General features: G+C 70.9%; 20 protein-coding genes. 14 read left to right on the top strand and 6 right to left on the bottom strand.

Going from position 1 to position 23108, the window contains the following annotated elements:
- Window positions 1-20: 20 nt before the first annotated feature.
- The 8 genes from AB0I51_RS04725 to AB0I51_RS04760 all read left to right on the top strand — a co-directional run bounded on the left by AB0I51_RS04725 (window position 21) and on the right by AB0I51_RS04760 (window position 10126).
- On the top strand, window positions 21-821 hold the full coding sequence (locus tag AB0I51_RS04725; RefSeq protein ID WP_362971405.1) for a TIGR03084 family metal-binding protein: 801 nt from the start codon (window positions 21-23) through the stop codon (window positions 819-821).
- Window positions 818-2521: an acyclic terpene utilization AtuA family protein gene (locus AB0I51_RS04730; protein ID WP_362971407.1), complete on the top strand. Its 1704-nt coding sequence runs from the start codon at window positions 818-820 to the stop codon at window positions 2519-2521. The genes AB0I51_RS04725 and AB0I51_RS04730 overlap by 4 nt, the downstream gene beginning before the upstream one ends.
- Window positions 2518-4116 (top strand): carboxyl transferase domain-containing protein, encoded by a 1599-nt coding sequence (locus AB0I51_RS04735; protein ID WP_362971409.1) that lies wholly within the window; start codon window positions 2518-2520, stop codon window positions 4114-4116. The genes AB0I51_RS04730 and AB0I51_RS04735 overlap by 4 nt, the downstream gene beginning before the upstream one ends.
- 8 nt (window positions 4117-4124) lie before the next feature.
- On the top strand, window positions 4125-5975 hold the full coding sequence (locus AB0I51_RS04740; RefSeq protein ID WP_362971411.1) for a biotin carboxylase N-terminal domain-containing protein: 1851 nt from the start codon (window positions 4125-4127) through the stop codon (window positions 5973-5975).
- A 70-nt stretch (window positions 5976-6045) separates the two neighbouring features.
- A complete protein-coding gene (locus AB0I51_RS04745) occupies window positions 6046-7176 on the top strand; it encodes an acyl-CoA dehydrogenase family protein (RefSeq protein WP_362971413.1) in 1131 nt (376 codons plus the stop codon).
- 39 nt (window positions 7177-7215) lie between these two features.
- Window positions 7216-8793: a 4-coumarate--CoA ligase family protein gene (locus AB0I51_RS04750; RefSeq protein WP_362971415.1), complete on the top strand. Its 1578-nt coding sequence runs from the start codon at window positions 7216-7218 to the stop codon at window positions 8791-8793.
- Window positions 8790-9524 (top strand): enoyl-CoA hydratase family protein, encoded by a 735-nt coding sequence (locus AB0I51_RS04755; protein ID WP_362971417.1) that lies wholly within the window; start codon window positions 8790-8792, stop codon window positions 9522-9524. The genes AB0I51_RS04750 and AB0I51_RS04755 overlap by 4 nt, the downstream gene beginning before the upstream one ends.
- Window positions 9512-10126 (top strand): TetR/AcrR family transcriptional regulator, encoded by a 615-nt coding sequence (locus tag AB0I51_RS04760; RefSeq protein ID WP_362971419.1) that lies wholly within the window; start codon window positions 9512-9514, stop codon window positions 10124-10126. The genes AB0I51_RS04755 and AB0I51_RS04760 overlap by 13 nt, the downstream gene beginning before the upstream one ends.
- 97 nt (window positions 10127-10223) lie before the next feature.
- On the opposite strand, the gene AB0I51_RS04765 is transcribed toward AB0I51_RS04760, so the two are convergent.
- Window positions 10224-11324, bottom strand: a complete 1101-nt coding sequence (locus tag AB0I51_RS04765) for a citrate synthase 2 (protein ID WP_362971421.1) — start codon at window positions 11322-11324, stop codon at window positions 10224-10226.
- 152 nt (window positions 11325-11476) lie between these two features.
- Between AB0I51_RS04765 and pdxH the strand changes: the two genes are divergently transcribed.
- Together pdxH and AB0I51_RS04775 are read left to right on the top strand one after the other, a co-directional pair.
- Window positions 11477-12166 carry a pyridoxamine 5'-phosphate oxidase gene (gene pdxH / locus AB0I51_RS04770; protein ID WP_362971423.1) on the top strand — a complete coding sequence of 230 codons (690 nt, stop codon included), beginning with the start codon at window positions 11477-11479 and terminating at the stop codon, window positions 12164-12166.
- Window positions 12167-12284: 118 nt separating this feature from the next.
- Window positions 12285-12776, top strand: coding sequence for a DUF3592 domain-containing protein (locus AB0I51_RS04775; protein WP_362971425.1), 492 nt, complete (start codon window positions 12285-12287; stop codon window positions 12774-12776).
- A gap of 172 nt (window positions 12777-12948) precedes the next feature.
- On the opposite strand, the gene AB0I51_RS04780 is transcribed toward AB0I51_RS04775, so the two are convergent.
- Complete coding sequence (locus tag AB0I51_RS04780) at window positions 12949-13563, bottom strand: nucleotidyltransferase family protein (protein WP_362971427.1); 615 nt, start codon at window positions 13561-13563, stop codon at window positions 12949-12951.
- A gap of 156 nt (window positions 13564-13719) precedes the next feature.
- Between AB0I51_RS04780 and AB0I51_RS04785 the strand changes: the two genes are divergently transcribed.
- Complete coding sequence (locus AB0I51_RS04785) at window positions 13720-15138, top strand: PAS domain-containing protein (RefSeq protein WP_362971429.1); 1419 nt, start codon at window positions 13720-13722, stop codon at window positions 15136-15138.
- Between the two features lie 7 nt (window positions 15139-15145).
- Here the strand turns inward: AB0I51_RS04785 and AB0I51_RS04790 are convergent, their stop codons facing one another.
- Window positions 15146-15901 (bottom strand): SIS domain-containing protein, encoded by a 756-nt coding sequence (locus AB0I51_RS04790; RefSeq protein WP_362971431.1) that lies wholly within the window; start codon window positions 15899-15901, stop codon window positions 15146-15148.
- 249 nt (window positions 15902-16150) lie between these two features.
- Here AB0I51_RS04790 and AB0I51_RS04795 point away from each other — a divergent pair, with 249 nt between their 5' ends.
- Together AB0I51_RS04795 and AB0I51_RS04800 are read left to right on the top strand one after the other, a co-directional pair.
- On the top strand, window positions 16151-16843 hold the full coding sequence (locus AB0I51_RS04795; protein ID WP_019075666.1) for a metal-dependent transcriptional regulator: 693 nt from the start codon (window positions 16151-16153) through the stop codon (window positions 16841-16843).
- 518 nt (window positions 16844-17361) lie between these two features.
- A complete protein-coding gene (locus AB0I51_RS04800; RefSeq protein WP_362971433.1) occupies window positions 17362-18219 on the top strand; it encodes an alpha/beta hydrolase in 858 nt (285 codons plus the stop codon).
- Between the two features lie 95 nt (window positions 18220-18314).
- Here the strand turns inward: AB0I51_RS04800 and AB0I51_RS04805 are convergent, their stop codons facing one another.
- The 3 genes from AB0I51_RS04805 to AB0I51_RS04815 form a co-directional block, all read right to left on the bottom strand.
- Window positions 18315-19922 carry a transporter gene (locus AB0I51_RS04805; protein ID WP_362971435.1) on the bottom strand — a complete coding sequence of 536 codons (1608 nt, stop codon included), beginning with the start codon at window positions 19920-19922 and terminating at the stop codon, window positions 18315-18317.
- Window positions 19919-20692: an ABC transporter ATP-binding protein gene (locus tag AB0I51_RS04810; protein ID WP_362971437.1), complete on the bottom strand. Its 774-nt coding sequence runs from the start codon at window positions 20690-20692 to the stop codon at window positions 19919-19921. The genes AB0I51_RS04805 and AB0I51_RS04810 overlap by 4 nt, the downstream gene beginning before the upstream one ends.
- Before the next feature lie 84 nt (window positions 20693-20776).
- Window positions 20777-21439 (bottom strand): bifunctional DNA primase/polymerase, encoded by a 663-nt coding sequence (locus tag AB0I51_RS04815; protein WP_362971439.1) that lies wholly within the window; start codon window positions 21437-21439, stop codon window positions 20777-20779.
- 256 nt (window positions 21440-21695) lie between these two features.
- On the opposite strand from AB0I51_RS04815, the gene AB0I51_RS04820 reads away from it, so the two are divergent.
- On the top strand, window positions 21696-23081 hold the full coding sequence (locus tag AB0I51_RS04820; protein WP_362971441.1) for a transcriptional regulator: 1386 nt from the start codon (window positions 21696-21698) through the stop codon (window positions 23079-23081).
- The last annotated feature ends 27 nt before the right edge of the window (window positions 23082-23108 follow it).

Below are 23108 nucleotides of genomic sequence, written 5' to 3' on the forward strand. Positions count from 1 at the left end.
GCCCCTGCCATGCTCCCCTCATGTCCGATCCAACGCACGTGTTCGACGACCTGCGTGAGGAGAGCGAGGAACTCGACCGGCTGATCGCCGAGTTGAGCCCGGAGGGCTGGGCGGTCGCGACTCCCGCCGCCCGCTGGACCGTCGCCCACCAGATCGCCCACCTGGCCTGGACCGACCACTCGGCCTTGCTCGCCGTGACGGACGAGGACGCGTTCGGTGCGCTGGTCGAGAAGGCGCTCGCCGCACCCGAGTCGTTCGTGGACCAGGGTGCGGAGGAGGGTGCCGCGAAGCCTCCCGCCCAGCTTCTTGCGGACTGGCGGGCCGGCCGGACGGCCCTGTTGGCCGCCCTGTACGCCGCACCCGCAAAGACCCGCTTCCCCTGGTACGGCCCACCCATGTCGGCCGCCTCCATGGCCACCGGTCGGCTCATGGAGACCTGGGCCCACGGCCAGGACGTGGCGGACGCGGTAGGTGTGGTCAGGACGCCTACGGACCGGCTCCGGCATGTGGCGCGTATTGGTGTACGGGCGCGCGACTTCGCCTTCGGTGTGCATGGGCTGACGGCGCCGAGTGAGGACTTCCGGGTCGAACTCGTCGCACCCTCCGGTGAGTTGTGGACCTACGGTCCCGGCGACGCTCCGCAGCGTGTCACCGGGCCCGCCCTCGACTTCTGTCTTCTCGTCACCCAGCGAGCCCACCGCGCCGACCTCGCGGTGGAGGCCGTAGGACCCGATGCCGGTCGATGGCTCGACATCGCCCAGGCGTTCGCGGGCCCACCCGGTGCCGGGCGACAGCCGAAGTCGAAGGGGGCCGGTCAGTGAGTCCCCGCCCCGCGCCCCTCCGAATAGGCAATGCCTCCGGCTTCTACGGCGACCGCTTCGACGCCCTGCGCGAGATGCTCACCGGTGGACAGCTCGACGTCCTCACCGGCGACTATCTCGCCGAGCTCACCATGCTCATCCTGGGCCGGGACCGGCTGAAGGACCCGAGTGCCGGGTACGCCCGCACTTTCCTGAAGCAGTTGGAGGAGTGTCTCGGTCTCGCACACGATCGCGGGGTGCGGATCGTCACCAACGCCGGTGGGCTCAATCCGGCCGGACTCGCCGATGCCGTACGGAAGTTGGCCGACCGGCTGGGGATGTCCGTGCGGGTCGCGCACGTCGAGGGGGACGATCTCGTCGCCCGGTATCCGGGGTCACTCGCCGCTCATGCCTATCTCGGCGGGTTCGGCATCGCCGCCTGTCTCGGCGCGGGGGCCGATGTCGTGGTCACCGGGCGGGTCACCGACGCGGCCCTGGTCACCGGACCCGCTGTCGCCCACTTCGGGTGGGGGCCCGGCGACCACGACCGGCTCGCGGGTGCCGTGGTCGCCGGACATGTGCTGGAGTGCGGGACCCAGGCCACCGGCGGCAACTACGCCTTCTTCACCGAGCATGCGGCGGAGAAGCTTCGCCACCCCGGCTTTCCGCTGGCCGAGATCCATGAGGACGGTTCGTCCGTCATCACCAAGCATCCGGGCACGGGGGGAGTCGTCGACGTCGGTACCGTCACCGCTCAGCTTCTCTACGAGACGCAGGGGGCGCGGTATGCCGGTCCCGATGTCACCGCCCGCCTCGACACCGTACGGCTGGGCGAGGACGGGCCCGATCGGGTGCGGATCGACGGGGTGCGGGGGGAGGCTCCGCCGTCGACGCTCAAGGTCGGTCTCAACCGGCTGGGGGGCTTCCGCAACGAGGTCGCCTTCGTGCTCACCGGGCTCGACATCGAGCGCAAGGCCGCTCTCGTCCAGGAACAGATGGACCTCGCGTTCGGCGCGGCCAAGTCCCGGCCCGGTGAACTCCGTTGGGATCTCGCCCGTACAGATCACGCAGACGCGCCGACCGAGGAGACCGCCAGTGCGCTGCTTCGGCTCGTCGTCCGGGATGCCGATCAGGAGGTTGTCGGGCGGGCGCTGAGTGCGGCTGCCGTCGAGCTCGCGCTGGCCAGTTACCCGGGCTTCCATGTGCTGACCCCACCTGGAAAGGGAGCGCCCTATGGCGTCTTCGACGATGTGTATGTCCCCCATGGCGCCGTCGACCATGCGGCCGTCCTCCACGACGGGCGCCGGGTTGCTGTGGCCCCGGCCCACGACACCCTCGTACTGGAAGACGTTCCAGAGCCTGCCCTCCCCGAGCCTCCGCCGGACGGGCCCACGGTGCGGGCGGCCCTTGGTCTGGTCGCCGGGGCCCGTAGCGGTGACAAGGGAGGGAACGCCAACGTGGGGATGTGGGCGCGTACGGATGAGGCCTGGCGCTGGCTCGCCCATGCGCTGACCGTCGAGCGGTTCCGCCAACTCCTTCCGGAGACCGAGGAGTTCACGGTCGTCCGACATGTCCTGCCCAATCTTCGTGCCCTCAACTTCGTCGTCGAGGGCATTCTCGGCGAGGGGGTCGCCGCCCAGCACCGTTTCGATCCGCAGGCCAAGGCCCTGGGCGAGTGGCTGCGTTCCCGTCGACTGGACATTCCGGAGGCCCTGCTGTGACCGTCCTTCCGTCCGCCCTGGACATCAACGGTCCCGACTACCGGGCCAACCGCGAGGCCATGCTCGCCAAGCTCACCGAACTGGACGCCGAGCACGCGAAGGCGCTCGCGGGCGGCGGGCCGAAGTACGTCGAACGGCACCTAAAACGCGGCAAGTTGCTCGCCCGCGAGCGCATCGAGCTGCTGCTCGACCCCGACACGCCCTTCCTCGAACTGTCGCCGCTCGCCGCCTGGGGCAGCGACTACGCGGTCGGCGCCGCGCTCGTCACCGGCATCGGGGTCGTCGAGGGCGTGGAGTGCCTGATCACCGCCAACGACCCCACCGTGCGCGGGGGCGCGAGCAATCCCTGGTCGCTGAAGAAGGCCCTGCGCGCGAACGACATCGCGCTCGCCAACCGGCTCCCCTGCATCAGCCTCGTCGAGTCGGGCGGCGCCGATCTCCCTTCCCAGAAGGAGATCTTCATCCCCGGCGGCGCCATCTTCCGTGACCTGACCCGCCTTTCGGCCGCCGGTATCCCCACCATCGCGGTCGTCTTCGGGAACTCGACCGCGGGCGGCGCGTACATCCCCGGCATGTCCGACCACGTGATCATGGTCAAGGAGCGCGCCAAGGTGTTCCTCGGCGGGCCGCCGCTCGTGAAGATGGCGACCGGCGAGGAGAGCGACGACGAGTCGCTCGGCGGCGCCGAGATGCACGCGCGTGTGTCGGGACTCGCCGACCACTTCGCCGTGGACGAGCAGGACGCGCTGCGGCAGGCGCGCCGCGTCGTCGCCCGCCTCAACCACCGCAAGGCGTACGACGATCCGGGCCCGGCCGCACCCCCCAAGTACGACGAGGACGAGCTGCTGGGCATCGTCCCGGGGGATCTCAAGACCCCCTTCGACCCGCGCGAGGTCGTCGCCCGCCTCGTCGACGCGTCCGACTTCGACGAGTTCAAGCCCCTCTACGGCTCCAGCCTGGTGACCGGTTGGGCCACCCTGCACGGCTATCCCGTCGGCATCCTCGCCAATGCGCAGGGCGTGCTGTTCAGCCAGGAGTCCCAAAAGGCCGCCCAGTTCATCCAGTTGGCCAACCAGCGCGACATCCCCCTCCTCTTCCTGCACAACACCACCGGCTACATGGTCGGCAAGGAGTACGAGCAGGGCGGCATCATCAAACACGGCGCGATGATGATCAACGCCGTCAGCAACAGCCGCGTACCGCACCTGTCCGTACTCATGGGCGCCTCGTACGGCGCCGGCCACTACGGCATGTGCGGGCGCGCCTACGACCCCCGCTTCCTCTTCGCCTGGCCCAGCGCCAAGTCCGCCGTCATGGGCCCCCAGCAGCTCGCCGGCGTCCTGTCGATCGTCGCCCGCCAGTCGGCCGTGGCCAAGGGGCAGCCCTACGACGAGGAGGCGGACGCGGCGCTGCGCACCATGGTGGAGCAGCAGATCGAGTCGGAGTCCCTGCCGATGTTCCTGTCGGGGCGGCTGTACGACGACGGTGTCATCGACCCGCGCGACACCCGCACCGTCCTCGGCCTGTGCCTGTCCGCCCTCCACACGGCGCCCTTCGAGGGCGCGCGCGGTGGCTTCGGCGTCTTCCGGATGTGAGGGATCACGTGATTTCGACAGTACTGGTCGCCAACCGGGGCGAGATCGCCTGCCGGGTCTTCCGCACCTGCCGCGAACTGGGCATCCGGACCGTCGCCGTGCACTCCGACGCCGACGAGCACGCGCTGCACGCACGCGTGGCCGACGCGACGGTACGGCTGCCCGGAGCGACGCCCCAAGAGACGTACCTGCGGGGTGAGTCGATCGTGAAGGCGGCCGTCGCGTCGGGCGCGGACGCGGTGCACCCCGGCTACGGCTTCCTCTCCGAGAACGCCGACTTCGCCCGCGCCGTCCTGGACGCCGGCCTGGTGTGGATCGGACCGCCCCCCGAGGCGATCGAGGCGATGGCCTCCAAGACCCGCGCAAAGGAACTCATGGGGATCGCCTCCCTGGACCATGTCACCGAGGCCGACCTCCCCGTCCTGGTGAAGGCGGCGGCGGGCGGTGGCGGCCGCGGTATGCGCGTCGTACGCCAACTCGCCGACCTCGACGCCGAGTTGACGGCGGCCCGAGCGGAGGCCACCAGCGCCTTCGGTGACGGTGAGGTCTTTGTCGAGCCCTACGTGGAGGGCGGCCGGCACGTCGAGGTGCAGATCCTCGCCGACACCCACGGCACGGTCTGGGCCCTCGGCACCCGCGACTGCTCCCTCCAGCGCCGCCACCAGAAGGTGATCGAGGAGTCCCCGGCGCCGGGCCTCACCGAGGAACTCGCGCGGGAACTGGGCGAGTCGGCCGTACGCGCCGCCCGCGCGGTCGCCTACGAGGGCGCAGGGACGGTCGAGTTCCTCATCTCCCCCGACGGCAGGCCCCACTTCCTCGAAATGAACACCCGCCTCCAGGTCGAACACCCCGTCACGGAGGCCGTGTTCGGCATCGACCTGGTGGCCCTGCAACTACGGATCGCGGAGGGCGAGCCCCTGGAGACAGCCCCTCCCCGCCCCCGCGGCCACGCCGTGGAGGCCCGCCTCTACGCCGAGGACCCGGCGGCCGACTGGACTCCCCAGACCGGCACCCTGCACCGCCTGTCCGTCCCGGACGGCGTCCGCCTCGACACCGGCTACGCCGACGGCGACGACATCGGCGTCCACTACGACCCGATGCTCGCCAAGGTCGTCGCACACGCCCCCACCCGCGCCGAAGCCGTCCGCAAACTCGCCGGAGCCCTCGACCGGGCGACGGTCCACGGCCCGCTCACCAACCGCGACCTTCTCGTACGCTCCCTGCGCCACAAGGAGTTCACCACCGCCCACATGGACACGGGCTTCTACGACCGTCACCTCACCGAACTCACCACCTCGGCCCCGGACCCGCACGCCCCCCTGGCCGCGGCCCTGGCCGACACCCACGGCCGCTCCCGCTTCGCCACCGGCTGGCGCAACCTCCCGTCCCAGCCACAGACCAAGCGCTACGTCATGGCGGGCGAGGAGCACGAGGTCCACTACCGCCACACGAGGGACGGCCTGACCGCGGAAGGGGTGCGCGTCATCCACGCGGACGCGGGCCTGGTCGTACTCGAAGTGGACGGCGTACGAAGGAAGTTCGAGGTAGCCCAGTACAACGCCGACAAGGTGCACGTGAACGCGACGACCCTGACGGCCCTGCCCCGCTTCCCCGACCCGACCGCCCAACTGGCCCCCGGCTCCCTGCTGGCACCGATGCCGGGCACGGTGGTGAGAGTCGCGGAGGGCCTGGCCGTAGGGGCATCCGTGAAGGCCGGAGACCCCCTCCTCTGGCTGGAGGCGATGAAGATGGAACACAAGATCACAGCCCCGGTCACAGGCCGACTGACGGCCCTGAATGCGGTGCCTGGCCAACAGGTGCCCCTCGCCTCTCTATTGGCGATAGTCCAGCCCACCTGAAGGGACGCGGGACTGTATCGATATGCGGCTACCGCCGCGCGAGCACGACCAGCCACAACGAGGGAGCCACATGCCCACCACCGAAACCGAAGAACACAAGGCCCTACGCGCGGCCGTCTCCGCCCTGGGCAAACGCCACGGCCGCGACTACGACCGAGAACAACTCTGGTCCGAGGCGGCCAAACTCGGCTACCTGGGCGTCAACCTCCCCGAGGAATACGGAGGCGGAGGCGGCGGTATCTCCGAACTCTCCATAGTCCTGGAGGAGTTGGGAGCAGCAGGCTGCCCCCTGTTGATGATGGTCGTCTCACCGGCAATCTGCGGCACGGTAATCGCCCGCTTCGGCACAGCAGAACAGAAACGTGACTGGCTCCCCGGAATCGCCGACGGCACCCGCACGATGGCCTTCGGCATCACCGAACCCGACGCCGGCTCCAACAGCCACCGCATCACCACCACCGCCCGCAGGGACGGCGCGGACTGGCTGCTCACCGGCCGCAAGGTCTTCATCTCCGGGGTGGACCTCGCCGACGCGACCCTGATCGTCGGCCGCACGGAAGACGCCCGCACGGGCCGCCTCAAGCCCTGCCTGTTCATCGTCCCGCGCGACGCGGAGGGCTTCACGCGCCGCCAGATCGACATGGAACTCCAGGCGGCGGAGAAGCAGTTCGAGCTGACCCTGGACGACGTACGACTGCCCGCCGAGGCGCTCGTCGGCGACGAGGACGCGGGTCTGCTGCAGCTCTTCGCCGGCCTCAACCCGGAACGCATCATGACGGCCGCCTTCGCGATCGGCATGGGCCGCTACGCGCTCGCCCGCGCCGTCGAGTACGCGCGCGACCGCACCGTGTGGGACGCCCCCATCGGCGCCCACCAGGCCATCGCGCACCCGCTCGCACAGGCGCACATCGACCTCGAACTGGCCCGTCTGATGATGCAGAAGGCGGCGTATCTGTACGACGCGGGGGACGACGTCGGGGCGGGCGAGGCGGCGAACATGGCCAAGTACGCGGCGGGGGAGGCGTGCGTGCGGGCCGTGGACCAGTCCGTGCACACCCTCGGCGGGAACGGCCTCACGCGCGAGTTCGGGCTCGCGTCGTTGATAACCGCCGCGCGTGTGGCTCGTATTGCTCCGGTGAGCCGGGAGATGATTCTCAACTACGTCTCCCACCAGACCCTGGGCCTGCCCAAGTCGTACTAGTCACTCGGCGGCCCATGTCAGTTCGTGCCAGGAGGAACCATGTTCCGCAGCGAGTACGCAGACGTTCCGGCCGTAGAACTCCCCATCCACGACGCGGTGTTGGCCCGGGTCGCGGAGTTCGCGGACGAGCCCGCGCTGATCGACGGCACGGACGGCACCACCCTCACGTACGCCCAGGTGGACCGGTTCCATCGCAGTATCGCGGCGGGCCTCGCCGACGCGGGCGTGCGCAAGGGGGACGTCCTCGCGCTGCACAGCCCGAACACGGTCGCCTTCCCGCTGGCCTTCTACGCCGCCACGCGCGCGGGTGCCTCCGTCACGACGGTGCACCCGCTCGCCACGCCGGAGGAGTTCGCCAAGCAGCTGCGGGACTCGGCGGCCCGCTGGATCGTCACCGTGTCACCGCTCCTGGAGGCGGCCCGCCGCGCGGCCGAACTCGCGGGCGGCGTCGAGGAGATATTCGTCTGCGACAGTGCGCCCGGACACCGCTCGCTGGCCGACATGCTCGCCTCGACGGCCCCCGAGCCGGTGGTCGACATCGACCCCGTGGAGGACGTCGCGGCCCTCCCGTACTCCTCGGGAACGACCGGCGTCCCCAAGGGCGTGATGCTGACACACAGTCAAATAGCCACGAACCTGGCCCAGTTGGAGCCTGCGGTCCCCGCCGGCCCGGGCGACCGCATCCTCGCCGTCCTGCCGTTCTTCCACATCTACGGCCTCACGGCCCTGATGAACGCACCCCTGCGGAAGGGCGCCGCGGTAGTCGTGCTGCCCCGTTTCGACCTCGAAACCTTCCTCGCGGCCATCCAGAACCACCGCATCACCGGTCTCTACGTCGCCCCGCCGATCGTCCTGGCCCTGGCCAAGCACCCGGCGGTCGCGCAGTACGACCTCTCGTCCCTGAAGTACATCATCAGCGCCGCCGCCCCCCTCGACGCGAACCTCGCCGCGGCCTGCTCCAGGCGCCTCGGCCTGCCGCCCGTGGGCCAGGCGTACGGCATGACGGAACTGTCCCCGGGCACCCATGTGGTCCCCGTGCGGGACATGCCCACGGCACCCCCGGGCACGGTCGGCAAACTCATCGCCGGTACCGAGATGCGGATCGTCTCCCTCGACGACCCCGCCAAGGACCTCGGCATCGGAGAGGCCGGCGAACTCCTCATCCGCGGCCCCCAGGTGATGAAGGGCTACCTGGGCCGCCCCGACGAGACCGCCGCGATGATCGACGAGGACGGCTGGCTGCACACCGGGGACATCGGCCATGTGGACGCCGGCGGCTGGACGTTCGTCGTCGACCGGGTCAAGGAACTCATCAAGTACAAGGGCTTCCAGGTGGCCCCCGCCGAACTGGAGGCACTCCTGCTCACCCACCCGGGCATCGCCGACGCGGCCGTGGTGGGCGAGTACAACGAGGACAACAACGAGGTCCCGCACGCCTACGTGGTCCGCCAAGAGGCGGCCGTAGAACCCTCCGAACTCTCCGAAGGCGAGGTCATGATGTACGTCGCCGAACGCGTCGCCCCCTACAAGCGGGTCCGCCGGGTCACCTTCATCGACGCCGTCCCGCGCGCCGCCTCCGGCAAGATCCTGCGCCGCGAACTCCGAGGCCGCTCATGACACCGATCGGCCGGACACGCGAACGTGGCATCGAGACCCTCAGCCTGGACTCACCGGACACCCGCAACGCGCTGTCGGCGCCCCTGGTGGCCGAGTTGGCGGACGCCCTCACCGACTGCGCCAAGGACACGGACGTACGGGCGATCGTCCTGACCCACACCGGGAACACGTTCTGCGCGGGCGCGGACCTACGGAACCCACCGCCCCCGGACGCCCTGGTCGCCCTGCTCCGCCAGATCGTGGAGACGCCCAAGCCGGTCGTCGCCCGAGTGACGGGCCACGTACGGGCGGGCGGTCTGGGCCTCCTCGCGGCCTGCGACATCGCGGTGGCATCCGGAGCGGCCACCTTCGCGTTCACGGAGGTACGGATCGGGGTCGCCCCGGCGGTGATCTCCCTCCCGCTCCTGCCCCGCACGGACCCCCGCGCCCTCGCCCGCTACTACCTCACCGGCGAACGCTTCGACGCGCCGGAAGCGGCCCGCATCGGCCTGCTGACGACAGCGGGAGAGGACGTGGACGAATCCCTCGCCCCCGTCCTCGACGGCCTGCGCCGCTCCGCCCCCGAGGCCCTGGCCGAGACGAAACGGCTGCTCACGGCTAGGGTGCTGGAAACCTTCGACCGGGACGCGGCCGACCTGACCGCGCTCTCGGCACGGCTGTTCGCCTCCGCGCAGGCCCGCGAGGGGATGACGGCCTTCCTCGAACGACGGGACCCCGTATGGCTGGTGTGAGCGCGGCGCCCGCGCCGGGCACGGTCGACCGCAGACCCAAGCAGGACCGCAGCCGGGCCACCCGGCAGCGCCTCCTGGAAGCCGCCGTGTCCTGCCTCGCCGAACACGGCTGGGCGGGCTCCACGGTAGCCGTCGTGGCCGAACGCGCCGGCGTCTCCCGGGGCGCCGCCCAACACCACTTCCCCACCCGCGAGGACCTCTTCACGGCGGCCGTCGAGTACGTGGCCGAGGAACGCTCCACGGCCCTCCGGGCTCTGTTCCCGGAGGGCGCCGAAGACCGCCGCGCAGTGGTCGAGGCCCTGGTCGACCTCTACACGGGCCCCCTGTTCCGCGCGGCCCTCCACCTATGGGTGGCCGCGTCGAACGAGGACCAACTCCGGCCCCGGGTAACGGAGTTGGAGGCGAGAGTAGGCCGAGAGACCCACAGAATCGCCGTGGACCTCCTGGGCGCGGACGAGTCGAGACCGGGCGTACGAGAGACGGTCCAGGGCCTCCTGGACATGGCAAGAGGCCTGGGCCTGGCGAACCTGCTCACGGACGACAGGGGACGCAGGGAGAGGGTCGTCGCCCAATGGACCCACCTGCTGGAGGGCGCCCTTTAGGGGCGCGGGGCTGTGCCGACTTGCGGCTCCGCCGCGTGGGCGCGACCAGCCCCCACGCACCCGCACCCGCACTCGCCCACGAACCGGTCCACCCCTCTCAGTGGGCGATGTCCCCAAACCCCTCGATCTCCTGCGGACCGCGACTCGCAGGCCCCACATACCGCGCGGACGGCCGCACCAACCGCCCCGTCCGCTTCTGCTCAAGAATGTGTGCCGACCACCCCGCGGTCCGCGCACACGTGAACATCGACGTGAACATGTGCGCCGGCACCTCGGCGAAGTCGAGAACGATCGCCGCCCAGAACTCGACGTTGGTCGCCAGCACCCGGTCGGGACGCCGAGCATGCAACTCCGCGAGCGCGGCCTTCTCCAACGCCTCCGCGATCTCGAACCGCGGTGCCCCCAACTCCCGCGCCGTACGCCGCAGTACACGTGCCCGGGGATCCTCGGCCCGGTACACCCGGTGCCCGAACCCCATCAACCGCTCACCCTTGTCGAGCGCCTGCTTGACGTACGCCTCGGCGTCCCCCGTCCGCTCGATCTCCTCGATCATCCCGAGCACACGGGACGGCGCACCACCGTGCAGCGGCCCGGACATGGCGCCCACGGCCCCCGACAGCGCGGCGGCGACATCGGCCCCGGTCGACGCGATGACCCGAGCCGTGAACGTCGACGCGTTCATGCCGTGCTCGGCGGCGGACGTCCAGTAGGCATCGACAGCCGCGACATGCTTCGGATCGGGCTCGCCCCGCCACCGGATCATGAACCGCTCGACGACGGACTGCGCCTTGTCGATCTCGCGCTGCGGCACCATCGCGTTCCCCTGCCCGCGCGCGGACTGGGCGACGTAGGACAGCGCCATGACGGCCGCGCGGGCGAGGTCGTCGCGGGCCTGCTCCTCGTCGATGTCGAGGAGCGGCTTGAGGCCCCACACGGGCGCGAGCATGGCCAGCGCGGACTGCACGTCGACGCGGATGTCACCGGAGTGCACCGGGATCGGGAACGGCTCGGCGGGCGGCAGTCCGGGGTTGAAGGCGCCGTCGACGAGCAGCCCCCAGACGTTGCCGAACGAGACATGACCGACCAGATCCTCGATGTCGACGCCCCGGTACCGCAGGGCGCCGCCTTCCTTGTCCGGTTCGGCGATCTCCGTCTCGAACGCGACGACTCCTTCGAGACCGGGTACGAAGTCGGACATCAGGCGGCTCCTCATGCTGTGGCTCCACGGTCGCGGGGGACTCGCGGGCCGAAGGTAGAGACATCAGCACCATAACGCCGGGTGCCACGGATAGGGAGGGCTGCGGCACTCAGTGCCACCCGAACTCGTGGCCGCACCGGCCGTACGGCAAGATGACCGCCGTGACCGACCGCGACCCCGCCGCCCGTGATCCCCGCCTCGACCCCGCCGCGATGCGCAAGCAGTACCGGATGGCGGGCCTCGACGAGAGCGACCTGGCCGCCGCTCCCATGGCCCAGTTCGGCCGCTGGTTCGAGGAGGCCGTCGTCCAGGAGCTGGTCTACGAGCCCAACGCCATGGTCGTCTCCACCGCCGACCCCGAGGGACGCCCCAGCTCCCGCACGGTCCTCCTCAAGGACTACGACGACCAGGGCTTCGTCTTCTACACGAACTACGAGTCCCGCAAGGCCCGCGAACTCGCCGCCAACCCGTACGTCTCCCTGCTCTTCCCCTGGCACCCGATGGCCCGCCAGGTCCTGGTCACCGGTACCGCCCGCCGTACCGGCCGGGACGAGACCGCCGCGTACTTCCGCACCCGCCCGCACGGCTCCCAGCTCGGCGCCTGGGCCAGCGCCCAGTCCTCGGTGATCGCCTCCCGGACCGAACTGGAGTCGTCCTACGCCGAGTTGGCCGCCCGCTACCCCGAGGGCGAACGGGTCCCGGTCCCGCCCCACTGGGGCGGCTTCCGCATCGCCCCGCAGACGGTCGAGTTCTGGCAGGGCCGCGAGAACCGCCTTCACGACCGCCTCCGCTACACCGCGCAACAGGACGGCAGCTGGCGGGTGGAGCGCCTCAGCCCCTGAACTCTTCCGGTCCCGGACCTGGGATAAGGTCCCTGACTCCGGCCCAGGGACAGGGGATGACGTGCGGTTTCGGTTTCAGTCGGGCGGGCTGGGCGCCCGCCGATGGATCCTCGTCGGAGTGATCACGTTCGGATCGCTGTTCCTGACCGTCGGGCTGATCCTGGCCGGGGTGTCGGTCTCGTTCCTGACGGGCGCGGACCGCGCCCCGGGCACGGTCGTGTCCCTGGACCGGCGGCCCGGCCACAGCACCGGCACCTCCCGCACGAGCCGCGCCAACAGCGGCCCGATGGCGTACCCGGTCGTCGAGTTCACCCCGGCACACGGCGCACGGCGCACGTTCCGCGGCTCCACGGGCTCGAATCCGCCGTCGTACGAGACGGGCGACCGCGTCGAGGTCCTCTACCACGCGGACTCCCCCGGGGACGCGCGGATCAACGGCTTCGCCTCCCTGTGGCTGCTGCCCCTGATCTTCGGCGGAATCGGCCTGGCAACGGTCGTGATCGCAACGATCGTCGCGCGCCTGACACGCAGACGACCCGCGAGCTCAGGTCCCTCCGCCTCACGGCGGGGGAGCCGGCCGGACGTACCGGCGAGCTCGCGGGTCGGGTGACTGCGTTGGGTTAGGCCGGTTGCGTGCGACTCGCACACGCGGGCCCGGCGCCGAACCGAGTACGACGGCGGGCAACTAGCCCGCAGCCACCTCTTCCGTCCGGTATTCATACATCTGCCGAACCACCTCCTTTCCGAAGTACTGGCCACCCTAAGAACCCCGCGCCGACGGATCAACCGCTTTTCGCGGACGGCATAGGCCACGGCAGCACCGTCAGCTCCGGCCAGACCCGCTGCCAGCGGGCCGCCTTCGTCTCGTAGACCTCCTGTGGTGCCTGAACCGGGTTCGGGCGTACGACGAGGTTGAAGATGTCGGAGAGGCCGTGCGGGGCGTAGACGCGCCAGTCGCCGTCCTCCTTGAGGCGTACGGCGAGGCAGCAGGTGGTCGACGCGAAGGAGTCGATCGCGGACTCCACGGAGTCGTAAGGCGGGCACGGGGAGCCGAATTTCTCCTCGTACCAGAGGTGGACCCGGGCCTCGTTGCGGATCTCCACCTCGGCGGGGAGACCGGCGAAGGTTTCGCGGCCGGCCCGGATCGCCGTGTCCTCCGCCTCCCAGGAGAGGTCCGTGGAGTCGTAGTAGAAGACGTCGTAGTCCTTGATGCCGTGGGCCGGGGGACGGCCGGTGACCGCGTTCCAGATCGTTTGGAAGAGGCAGCCCGCGGTCAGGTACCAGTCGGGGAGGCCGAGAGCCGCGGTGCGGTCGAGGACTTCCAGGAGGGTCCGGTTGCGGGACAGCGTCGTCCGCAGCGCGGTGAGCTGTTCGTCCAGGGGGAGGCGGGCGGGCATCGGTCGAGTGTGCCGGTGCCGGAAGCGGCGCCGTACAACGATTCCCTCAATCTTGCGGGAACGCGGTGTGTGCTGCGTCACGTTCGAGTTGAATGATGGTGAGTGAGTGAACCGACGCTCCGTGTCCGCGGACGCAGCCTGCAGCAGGGGGTCCAGGTGAGTGCTTCCCGGCGTAGTGGGACCACCGACGAGTTGGGTCCCGACGAGCCCGAGCGGGACGGTGGTCCCGAGGCGGTCGGCGGGTCCGATCTGCTCGCCGCGTTGCTGGACGGAATGGACGCGGCACTGTGTGCCTTCGACGCCGACGGGGTGCTGACCCACTGGAACCGTGAGGCCGAGCGCATTCTCGGCTGGACCGCGGCCGAGGCCGTGGGGCGGCAGGGGCTGGCCGGGTGGGCCGTACGGAGTGCGGACGCCGAGGAGGTCGAGGGGCGGCTGATGTCCGCCATGCAGGCTCCCGGGCGGCAGGTGAATGAATTCGCCCTGCTGACCAAGGACGGCGGGCGGGTGCTCGTGCGCACGCAGTCCGCCGCCGTGCGCGGGCCCGACGGGAAGCCCGCCGGGGTCTACTGCGCCTTCAGTGAGGTGCATGCCCAGATCGACCTGGAGCGGTCGATCGCCCTCAGTGAGGCTCTTTTCGAGGACGCCTCCTGGGGGGTCGTGCTCGTAGACGCCGATCTGCGGCCCGCCGTCGTCAACGCGCATGCCGCGCGGGCGCTCGGCACCGGGCGCACCTCCGTCCTCGGACGGCCTCTCGGCGAGCTGCTGGCCCAGGGTGTCGAGGAGTTGGAGGCCGCGCTCACACATGTGCTGGCCGAGGGCGCGCCGCCCGCGCCGGCCGAGATCTGGGTGAGCGTACGGACGCCCGAGGGGCATCTGCGGCGCTGCTGGCGGAGCGGGTTCCTGCGGCTGGCCTCGCCGCTCACCGAGGAACCGGTGCCGCTCGGCGTCGGCTGGCTCTTCCAGGACGTCACCGAGGCCAAGCAGATCGAGCAGGAGGCCTCGCTACTGCGCTTCCGCGCCCAGCAGCTGCACCGGGCCGCGCGCGCCGCCGCCGAGTGCGAGGACCCGCGCGACGCGGCCACCGTCCACCTCGACTTCGCCCTCGCCGGCTTCGCCGACCACGCGCTCGTCGACCGGGTCGTGGGCGGATCGTTGAACGATACCGACGCCGCGCCGGCAGCGGCCGTACGGCTCGTCCGGGTCGCCGCCACGCCCACGGGGGCGCCGGGACCCAGCCTGCTGTCCGGCGCGGCCGGGCTGCCCGTGCGCTACGGAGAGGGGCATCCCGCCCTGCAGTGCGTCGAACGCGTCGGCTCGGTGCGGGCCGGCATCGGCACCGCCCCGCCCGAGCAGGCCCGGGAGTGGGCCCGGGCCCGCCAGTGGCCCCAGGACGCCGTGCACGCGCTGTGCGCGGTGCTGCGCAGCCGGGGCCGGACGCTGGGTGTGGTGACGTTCCTGCGCGGGGCGGGCCGCAGCCAGTTCGAACGGTCCGACTCGATCTACGCCGAGGACGTGGCCGTACGGATCGCGGCGGCGCTGGATCTGGCGGCGGAGGCGGGCGGGAAGCAGTAGGGGTGGCTCAGTACTGGTAGAAGATCCGGTCCCGGTACTCCTCGAACACCCGGCCGTTCCACTCGTGGCCGCCGTCCACGTTCCCGGAGCGCAGCAGCGGCGGTTCGATGCCGCGGTCGGCCAGGGTCGCCGCCGTCGTCGCCATGACGGCCTGGAGGAGGGCCGCGGTGACGACCGTGGAGGCGGGGGCGAAGGGGGCGGGGATGGCGTCGTGGGTGAGTTCCGCGTCGCCGATCGCGATCTTCGAGTCGAGTACGACGTCGCAGTGGTCCTTGAGATATGTCCCCGAGGAGTGCCGTGACGTCGTCTCCGAGGCGTAGGCCACCGAGGTCACGCCGATGACGCGGACGCCGAGGGCGCGGGCCTTCATGGCCATCTCCACGGGCAGGGCGTTGCGCCCGGACAGCGAGATGATCACCAGGGCGTCGCCGGAGCGCAGCGGTGACGTCTCCAGGACCACGCCCGCGAGGCCGTCGACGCGCTCCAGGGCGGAGCCCAGCGTGGCCGGCATGACGTCGACGCCGAGGACTCCGGGCACCACGAGCAGGTTCATCAGGGCGAGGCCGCCCGCGCGGTAGACGAGGTCCTGCGCGGCGAGCGAGGAGTGCCCGGCGCCGAAGGCGAAGAGGCGCCCGCCGTCGGCCACGGTGTCCGCGAGGAGCGTGCCGGCCGCCCCGACGGAGTCGGCCTCTTCGTCGCTGACCCGCTGGAGCAGGGTGATCGCGGCGTCGAAGAACTGGCCGGCCGGCGTACGGTCGCTCATGCGGGAGCCCCCTCGGTGAGTTTGTGTCGCGGATCACCGTGCGGTCTGGACCAAGTGGATGTCAATACGGCGTCGAGGGCGATCCGGTCCGCTGCGGAGCGGGCGGAGAGGGGGTTCGCGGACCGCCGTAACCGGCTGGTTTCAACGGTGCGGCACGGTTGTCAGTGCGATGCGTCAGAATTGAGTCCAGGGCCAGCGCACGCGCCGCGGAGCCGCCGAGCTTCGGGCAGAGGTAATCGAGGGGCACGTATGTCCGGACTGATCGACACCACGGAGATGTATCTCCGCACCATCCTCGAGCTGGAGGAGGAAGGTGTGGTCCCCATGCGCGCCCGCATCGCCGAGCGGCTCGACCAGAGCGGCCCGACGGTGAGCCAGACGGTGGCACGCATGGAGCGCGACGGTCTGGTGGCCGTCGCCAGCGACCGCCATCTGGAGCTGACCGACGAGGGCCGCCGCCTGGCCACGCGTGTGATGCGCAAGCACCGGCTCGCCGAGTGTCTGCTCGTCGACGTGATCGGCCTGGAGTGGGAGCAGGTGCACGCCGAGGCCTGCCGCTGGGAGCACGTGATGAGCGAGGCCGTGGAGCGGCGGGTCCTGGAGCTGCTGCGCCACCCCACGGAGTCGCCGTACGGCAATCCGATCCCCGGTCTCGAGGAGCTGGGCGAGAAGGACGGGGCCGACCCGTTCCTCGACGAGGGCATGGTGTCGCTGGCCGAGCTGGACCCGGGCCTGGACGGCAAGACGGTCGTGGTGCGCCGGATCGGCGAGCCCATCCAGACGGACGCCCAGCTGATGTACACACTGCGCCGCGCGGGTGTGCAGCCCGGCTCGGTGGTGAGTGTGACGGAGTCGGCGGGCGGGGTGCTGGTGGGCAGCGGTGGCGAGGCGGCCGAGCTGGACTCGGACATCGCCTCGCATGTGTTCGTCGCCAAGCGCTGACCGTGCCTTTCGCCCGGCGGGACCGTCAACTCGCGGGGCTGGAGAGGCAGTTGTGACGTTCCGCCGGTCGCGGAGTTTCCAAGATTCAGTGCGCTGAATCGCAGCGCGGGGACGTTTCGCGTGCCAGGCTGTCGCGTGAGGCATATGACCGTGAGGGGGCGGGAGGATGTGCCGCAAACGTGGGGAAGGCCCCGGCGCCGTGCGGCGCCGGGGCCTGTCCTCCCCTGTTCTGACCCGGAGCCCCGAGCTCTCAAGGTCATCCCCTTCGGACCGGTTTCCCCGAGCGGTCCGCCTCCCGGAGGAGATCTCCCCCCGGCGGCGGCGATCATTCCTTGAGCCGGGTCACTCGAACGAGGGGTGTTGCCGCCGGAGACCGCATTATCGAATCTGTATTCGATAACCTGTGGGTGATGAAACGCGCGGGGCGTGACCTGTAGGAAGAGACGAGCAAGAGAAGAGACAGCAGCAGGAACGAACGGCACAAGCGGCAGAGCGTGGCTAGGGGGGTGCCAGGACCAATGACGCGGCGCATCGACGTGACCGGGGCAGGCGGCGTACGCCTGGCCGCATGGGAGTTCGCGGACCCGCCCAAATCGGGGGAGATCGAGCGGGCACCCGGAGTTCTCTTACTGCACGGCCTGATGGGCCGCGCCTCGCACTGGGCGTCCACCGCCCGCTGGCTCTCCGAACGGCACCGCGCGGTCGCACTCGACCAGCGCGGCCACGGCCGGAGCGACAAGCCGCCGCAGGCGGCGTTCACCCGTGAGGCCTACGTCGAGGACGCGGAGGCCGCGTTGGAACAGCTGGGGCTCGCCCCGGTCGTCCTCGTCGGCCACGCGATGGGCGCGCTGACCGCGTGGCAGCTCGCCGCGAAGCGGCCCGATCTGGTGCGGGGGCTGATCATCTGCGACATGCGGGCGTCCGCGCTGGGCGCGGCCTCGCAGCGGGAGTGGTCCGACTGGTTCAAGTCCTGGCCCGTGCCCTTCGCCACGCTCGCGGATGTCCGCAAGTGGTTCGGCGAGGACGACCCGTGGGTGGAGCGGCCCAATCCCTCCCGGGGGGAGTTCTACGCCGAGGTCATGCAGGAGTCTCCCGACGGGTGGCGGCCGGTGTTCGAGCCGGAGCAGATGCTGAAGTCGCGGGAGACGTGGGTGTACGACGCGCACTGGGAGGAGCTGGCCCAGGTTCAGTGCCCTGCGCTTGTGGTGCGGGGCCTGGACGGGGAGTTGGGGCGAGCCGAGGCGCAGGAGATGGTGCGGGTGCTTCCCCGAGGGGAGTATGCGGAGGTTGCCGACGCCGGGCATCTGGTGCACTACGACCAGCCGGCGGCTTGGCGGGCGGCTGTCGAGCCGTTTCTCGACGGGGTGCTGGTGTGAGATCGCCCATGGGGGTGGGGGCGGTTGTGGGGCGGGTGCGGGTGCGTTGTGGCTGGTCGCGCAGTTCCCCGCGTCCCTGACGGCAAAGCCGCAAGTCACCCCTTGCTGACCGCCGCCAGGATTTCCGGCAGCCGCCTCGCCGTTCCCGGTGCCGCCAGCCGCAGCCCCGCGTAAGTGATCGCCGCGCCGTACCCCGCCCCCACCGGCAGCAGCAGCCAGCTCCACCTGTCCCCGTCCGCGCTCACGTTGGACCAGATCGTGAGGGTGATGACGGGGGAGCAGATCAGGGCCGCCGAGATCATGCCGCCGAAGATGGAGATCCAGGCCAGACCGGCCTGGCCGGGGGCGACGTTCTTGTGGCCGCCCTGGGGGATCGAGTACGGGAAGCGGGCCGAGGTCCAGGCGCCGGTCGCGAGCATCGCGCCGAGGAGGGCGAAGGAGAGGCCGAGGACCTCCGGGAGCCGGTGCCAGTCGCCGAGCATCGCCGTCGTCAGGATGGTCACCAGCGCCGCGTACGGCACGGTGATCAGCAGCAACGCGAGGGCGCGGGCGCGGAGTTCGACGTAGGCGTCCCTGGTCGTGGAGATCGTCATCGCGACCATCCAGAACGCGGAGGTGTCCTGCCCGAACTGGTTGTACATCTGGATGCCGAGCATCCCGGCGGCGAAGCACGCGAAGTAGACCGAGCCCGTGCCCTGCAGCGCGTTGAACACCGGCACGATCAGACCGATCGCCAGTGAAGTCACCCACGCCGCCTTGGTCTTGGGGTCACGCCAGACATAGCGCAGGCTGCGTTCCATGACCGTGCCGGTGCGGCCGGCCGGGAGGAGACGGGCCAGACCACCGGCGGACGCCCTGTCCTTCGCGGCCGGTTCGGCGGACTGCAGGGTGGAGCCGTCGGGCGAGGTCATCAACTTGGTGAGACTGCGCGACCAGAGGAACAGCAGGGCCGCCAAAGCGCCTGCCGACACGGCGAGTTGGACGACGGCGAGGCTGTAGGAGCCCTTGCTCGCAGAGTCCACCGCGCCGACCGCCGACGCGGGCGGCACCCAGCGCAACACCTGGGCCGCCGGGTCGAGTTGGGACAGCCCGGACGAACCCAGGCGCTGCGCGCCGAAGTTGACCAACTGCGCCCCGACCGCGATCACCAGCCCGCTCAGCACCGCGAGGTCCCGGCCCTTCCGGCTGGTCAGCAGGCGGATGTTGGCGGCGGCGACGGCCCGCGCGAGGGCCACACAGACCAGCAGGGAGAGCGGGAGCGCCAGGACCGCCGTGACACAGGCGGCGGCGCCGTGCGCGACCGCGATCACCGAACCGAGCAGCAGCACCAGCGTGAACAGCGGACCGATGCCGACCAACGAGGCCGCCAGCAGCGCCCGTACGAGAGGCCGGGGCCGCAGTGGCAGCATCACCAGGCGGGTCGGGTCGAGGGTCTCGTCACCGGTCGGGAAGAACAGCGGCATCACCGCCCAGCCCAGCCCCAGCACCGACACCAGGACGACCACCACGGAGTCGGCGTGCGCATCCCCGCGCAAAGCGATCAGCCCGAGCAGCTGGAGCGCCGCGAACAGCAGCGCCACGACCGCCGACGCGGCATACGCGGCCCGCCGGCCCCCGGACTGCCGTAGACCGTTGCGCAACAACGACAGCTTCAGACGTACGAAGACGGGAGTGATCGAGGCCGGGGGCGTGGTGTCGGTCATCGGGTGCCGCCGCCCAGCCAGTCGAGGTCGGAGCCGTGGTCGCGGGCGCCGGCGCCGACGAGTTCGAGGAACGCCTGCTGGAGGGTGGGGGCCTCGCCGCGCACCTCGGCCAGGGTGCCCTGGGCGCGGATGCGGCCGGCGGCCATGACGGCCACCCAGTCGCAGAGCGACTCGACGAGTTCCATGACGTGGGAGGAGAAGACGACGGTGGCGCCGGAGGCGGTGTAGCGCTCCAGGACGCCCCGGATGATCTGTGCGGAGACCGGGTCGACACCCTCGAACGGCTCGTCCAGGAAGAGGACTTCGGGGTTGTGGAGGAGAGCGGCGGCGAGCCCGATCTTCTTGCGCATACCGGTGGAGTAGTCGACGACGAGCTTGTGCTGCGCCCCGGCCAGGTCGAGCACGTCCAGCAACTGCGTGACCCGCTTGTCGACCTCGGCCCCGGGCAGCCCCCGCAACCGCCCGCTGTAGCCGAGGAGTTCACGCCCCGAGAGCCGCTCGAAGAGCCGGAGCCCCTCGGGCAGCACCCCGATCCGCGCCTTCACGGCCACCGGATCCGCCCAGACGTCGTGCCCGACGACCTCGACCGTCCCCTGATCGGGCCGCAGCAACCCGGTCACCATCGAGAGGGTGGTGGTCTTCCCGGCCCCGTTCGGCCCGACCAGCCCGATGAACTTCCCGGCAGGCAACTCCAGATCGATCCCGGCAACAGCAACCTGCTGCCCGAACCGCTTCCAGAGCCCACGCACACGCACGGCAGGAGACGTCATACCTTGCAGCCTACGGTCAGGGGTCCTCCCCAAGGGGCGCGGGGAACCGCGCGACCAGCCCCCACCGGACCCGCGCCCGCCGAACTACCGATCCCGCCCACACGCATAGGCGAGCGGCGAGATCAACTCCTCCGCATCCGGCAGCCAACGGTTGGCCGCGGTCGGCCGGCAGGCCCACTGCACAGCCCCCCGGGACCCGAACCGGGTGGGCGGCGCGGCCACATACCCACCCTCGCCCAGCACCACAAGATCCAGCGACGACGGCGACCAGCCGATCTTCCGCACCAGATCCGGCACCTTCACCGACGCACCCGGCAGCACGAAGAACTCCATCCGCCGCGACGGCGTCAACGTGACAGGACCCAGCGTCAACTCCATGCGCTCCATCCGCGCCAGCGCCAGGAACCCCGCGGTCTCCGGAACGGAGATCGCGTCGAACGTCCGTCCGGTCGGCAGCAGAATCGATGCCCCCGGCTGCTTCTGCCACATCCGGCGCGCGACCGTCGCACTGCCCGTCGCCTGCGTCGCCCAGTCCTCACGCGCCGGATGTGCGCCGGGTGCGGCGCACGCGGGGTCCTCGCACGAGCAGCGCTGCACCCCGTCGACGGCTTCCAGCCAGGTGCCGGGAAAGACGTCCCAGTGGCGCTCCTCGGCGTAGCGTACGGCTGTCTCCAGCAGCGATTCCCCGCGCTGCTTCGGAATCTGAGCGGCTTCGGTGCCCGCGATCGTCTCTTCCACGCCCAACACAACTCCCGCACCCACCTCGGGTTACGGCTGTAGCGCGCGCGGGGGAGGAGCATCGATTCCGCAACTGGGGCGCATGGAGGCATGTGCGGGGGCGCGCGGGAGGACCGAGGGCGGGATCGGGGTAGCCACGTGAGGGGCGGCCACGAGCCTTCACCCCGGCATTCCTCGCATGCTTCGCATTTTCGCCATGTTCGCTGGGCATTGATCTTCTCGGCCGGATCTTTTCGCTTCAGGGGTTGTTCCCAGGGGGTACGCCATGGCCGCAAGGCCACTTGTCGCGCGGCAGCCGAACGAACGGCTGCAGGCGCTCATCCAGGAGGCGGGGTGCTCGAACGCCGGGCTGGCCCGCCGGGTCAACATGTGCGGCGCCGAGCACGGTCTCGACCTGCGCTACGACAAGACGTCCGTGGCCCGTTGGCTGCGGGGACAGCAGCCGCGCGGGCGGGCTCCGGCGGTCATCGCCGAGGCGCTGGGCCGCAAGCTGGGCCGTACGGTCACGATCGACGAGATCGGCATGGCCAACGGCAAGAATCTCGCGTCGGGTGTGGGCCTGCAGTTCTCGCCGACCGTGCTCGGGGCCATCGAGCAGGTGTGTGAGCTGTGGCGCAGTGACGTGGGGCGCCGGGACTTCCTGTCCGGTTCGTCGGTCGCCGCGTCCGCGCTGGTCGAGCCGAGCCGCGACTGGCTGATCTCCTCGCCGGACTCGCAGGTCGCGCGCGCGGCGGGGCCGCGGGTGGGCCAGTCCGACGTGGCGGCCGTGCGCGCGATGACGCAGGCGCTCGGCGAGCTGGACCACCAGTACGGCAGCGGGCATGTCCGCCCGGTCGTCGTGCACTACCTCAACAGTGTCGTCTCCGGGCTGCTGGCGGGCTCGTACCGGGAGGCCGTGGGGCGTGAACTGTTCGCCGCCGTCGCCCGGTTGACGGAACTCGCCGGCTACATGGCCGTCGACACCGGTCAACCCGGCCTGGCGCAGCGGTACTACATCCAGGCGCTGCGCCTCGCGCAGGCGGCCGGGGACCGGGGATACGGCGGGTACGTCCTCGCCGCGTCCATGAGTCATCTCGCCGCGCAGCTCGGGAACCCGCGTGAGATCGCGCAGTTGGCGCGGGCGGCGCAGGAGGGGGCACGCGGTCGTGTGACCCCGCGGGCCGAGGCGATGTTCCACGCGGCGGAGGCGCGCGGGCACGCCCTGATGGGTGACGCGCGGTCCGCGCAGCTGGCGTCGGGGCGTGCGGTGAGCGCGCTGGACGCGGCGGATCCGTCGTCCGGGGACGACCCGGCGTGGATCGGGCACTTCGACGAGGCGTATCTCGCCGACGAGTTGGCGCACTGCCACCGCGACCTCGGGCAGGCCGAGGCGGCGGCCAGGTGCGCGCAGGAGTCCCTGGACGGGCACCCGGAGTCACGGGCGCGCCGCCGGGCCATCGGCTATGTACTGCTGGCGAGCGCGCAGGTGCAGCAGCGCGAGGTCGAGCAGGCCTGCAACACGGGCCTCAAAGCGGTGGAGTTGCTCGGTTCGCTGCGGTCCAACCGGGGCGCCGAGTACCTGGAGGACCTCCAGCAGCGCCTGGAGCCGTACCGGGACGAGCCGGTGGTGCGGGAGTTCGGGGCGCGGATGGAGTTGCAGGCCGCCGCGTGAACCGGGAGTGAAAGAAGCCTCCGGTGG

It is taken from the genome of Streptomyces sp. NPDC050549, from assembly GCF_040655035.1.
Classification (GTDB): Bacteria; Actinomycetota; Actinomycetes; order Streptomycetales; family Streptomycetaceae; genus Streptomyces.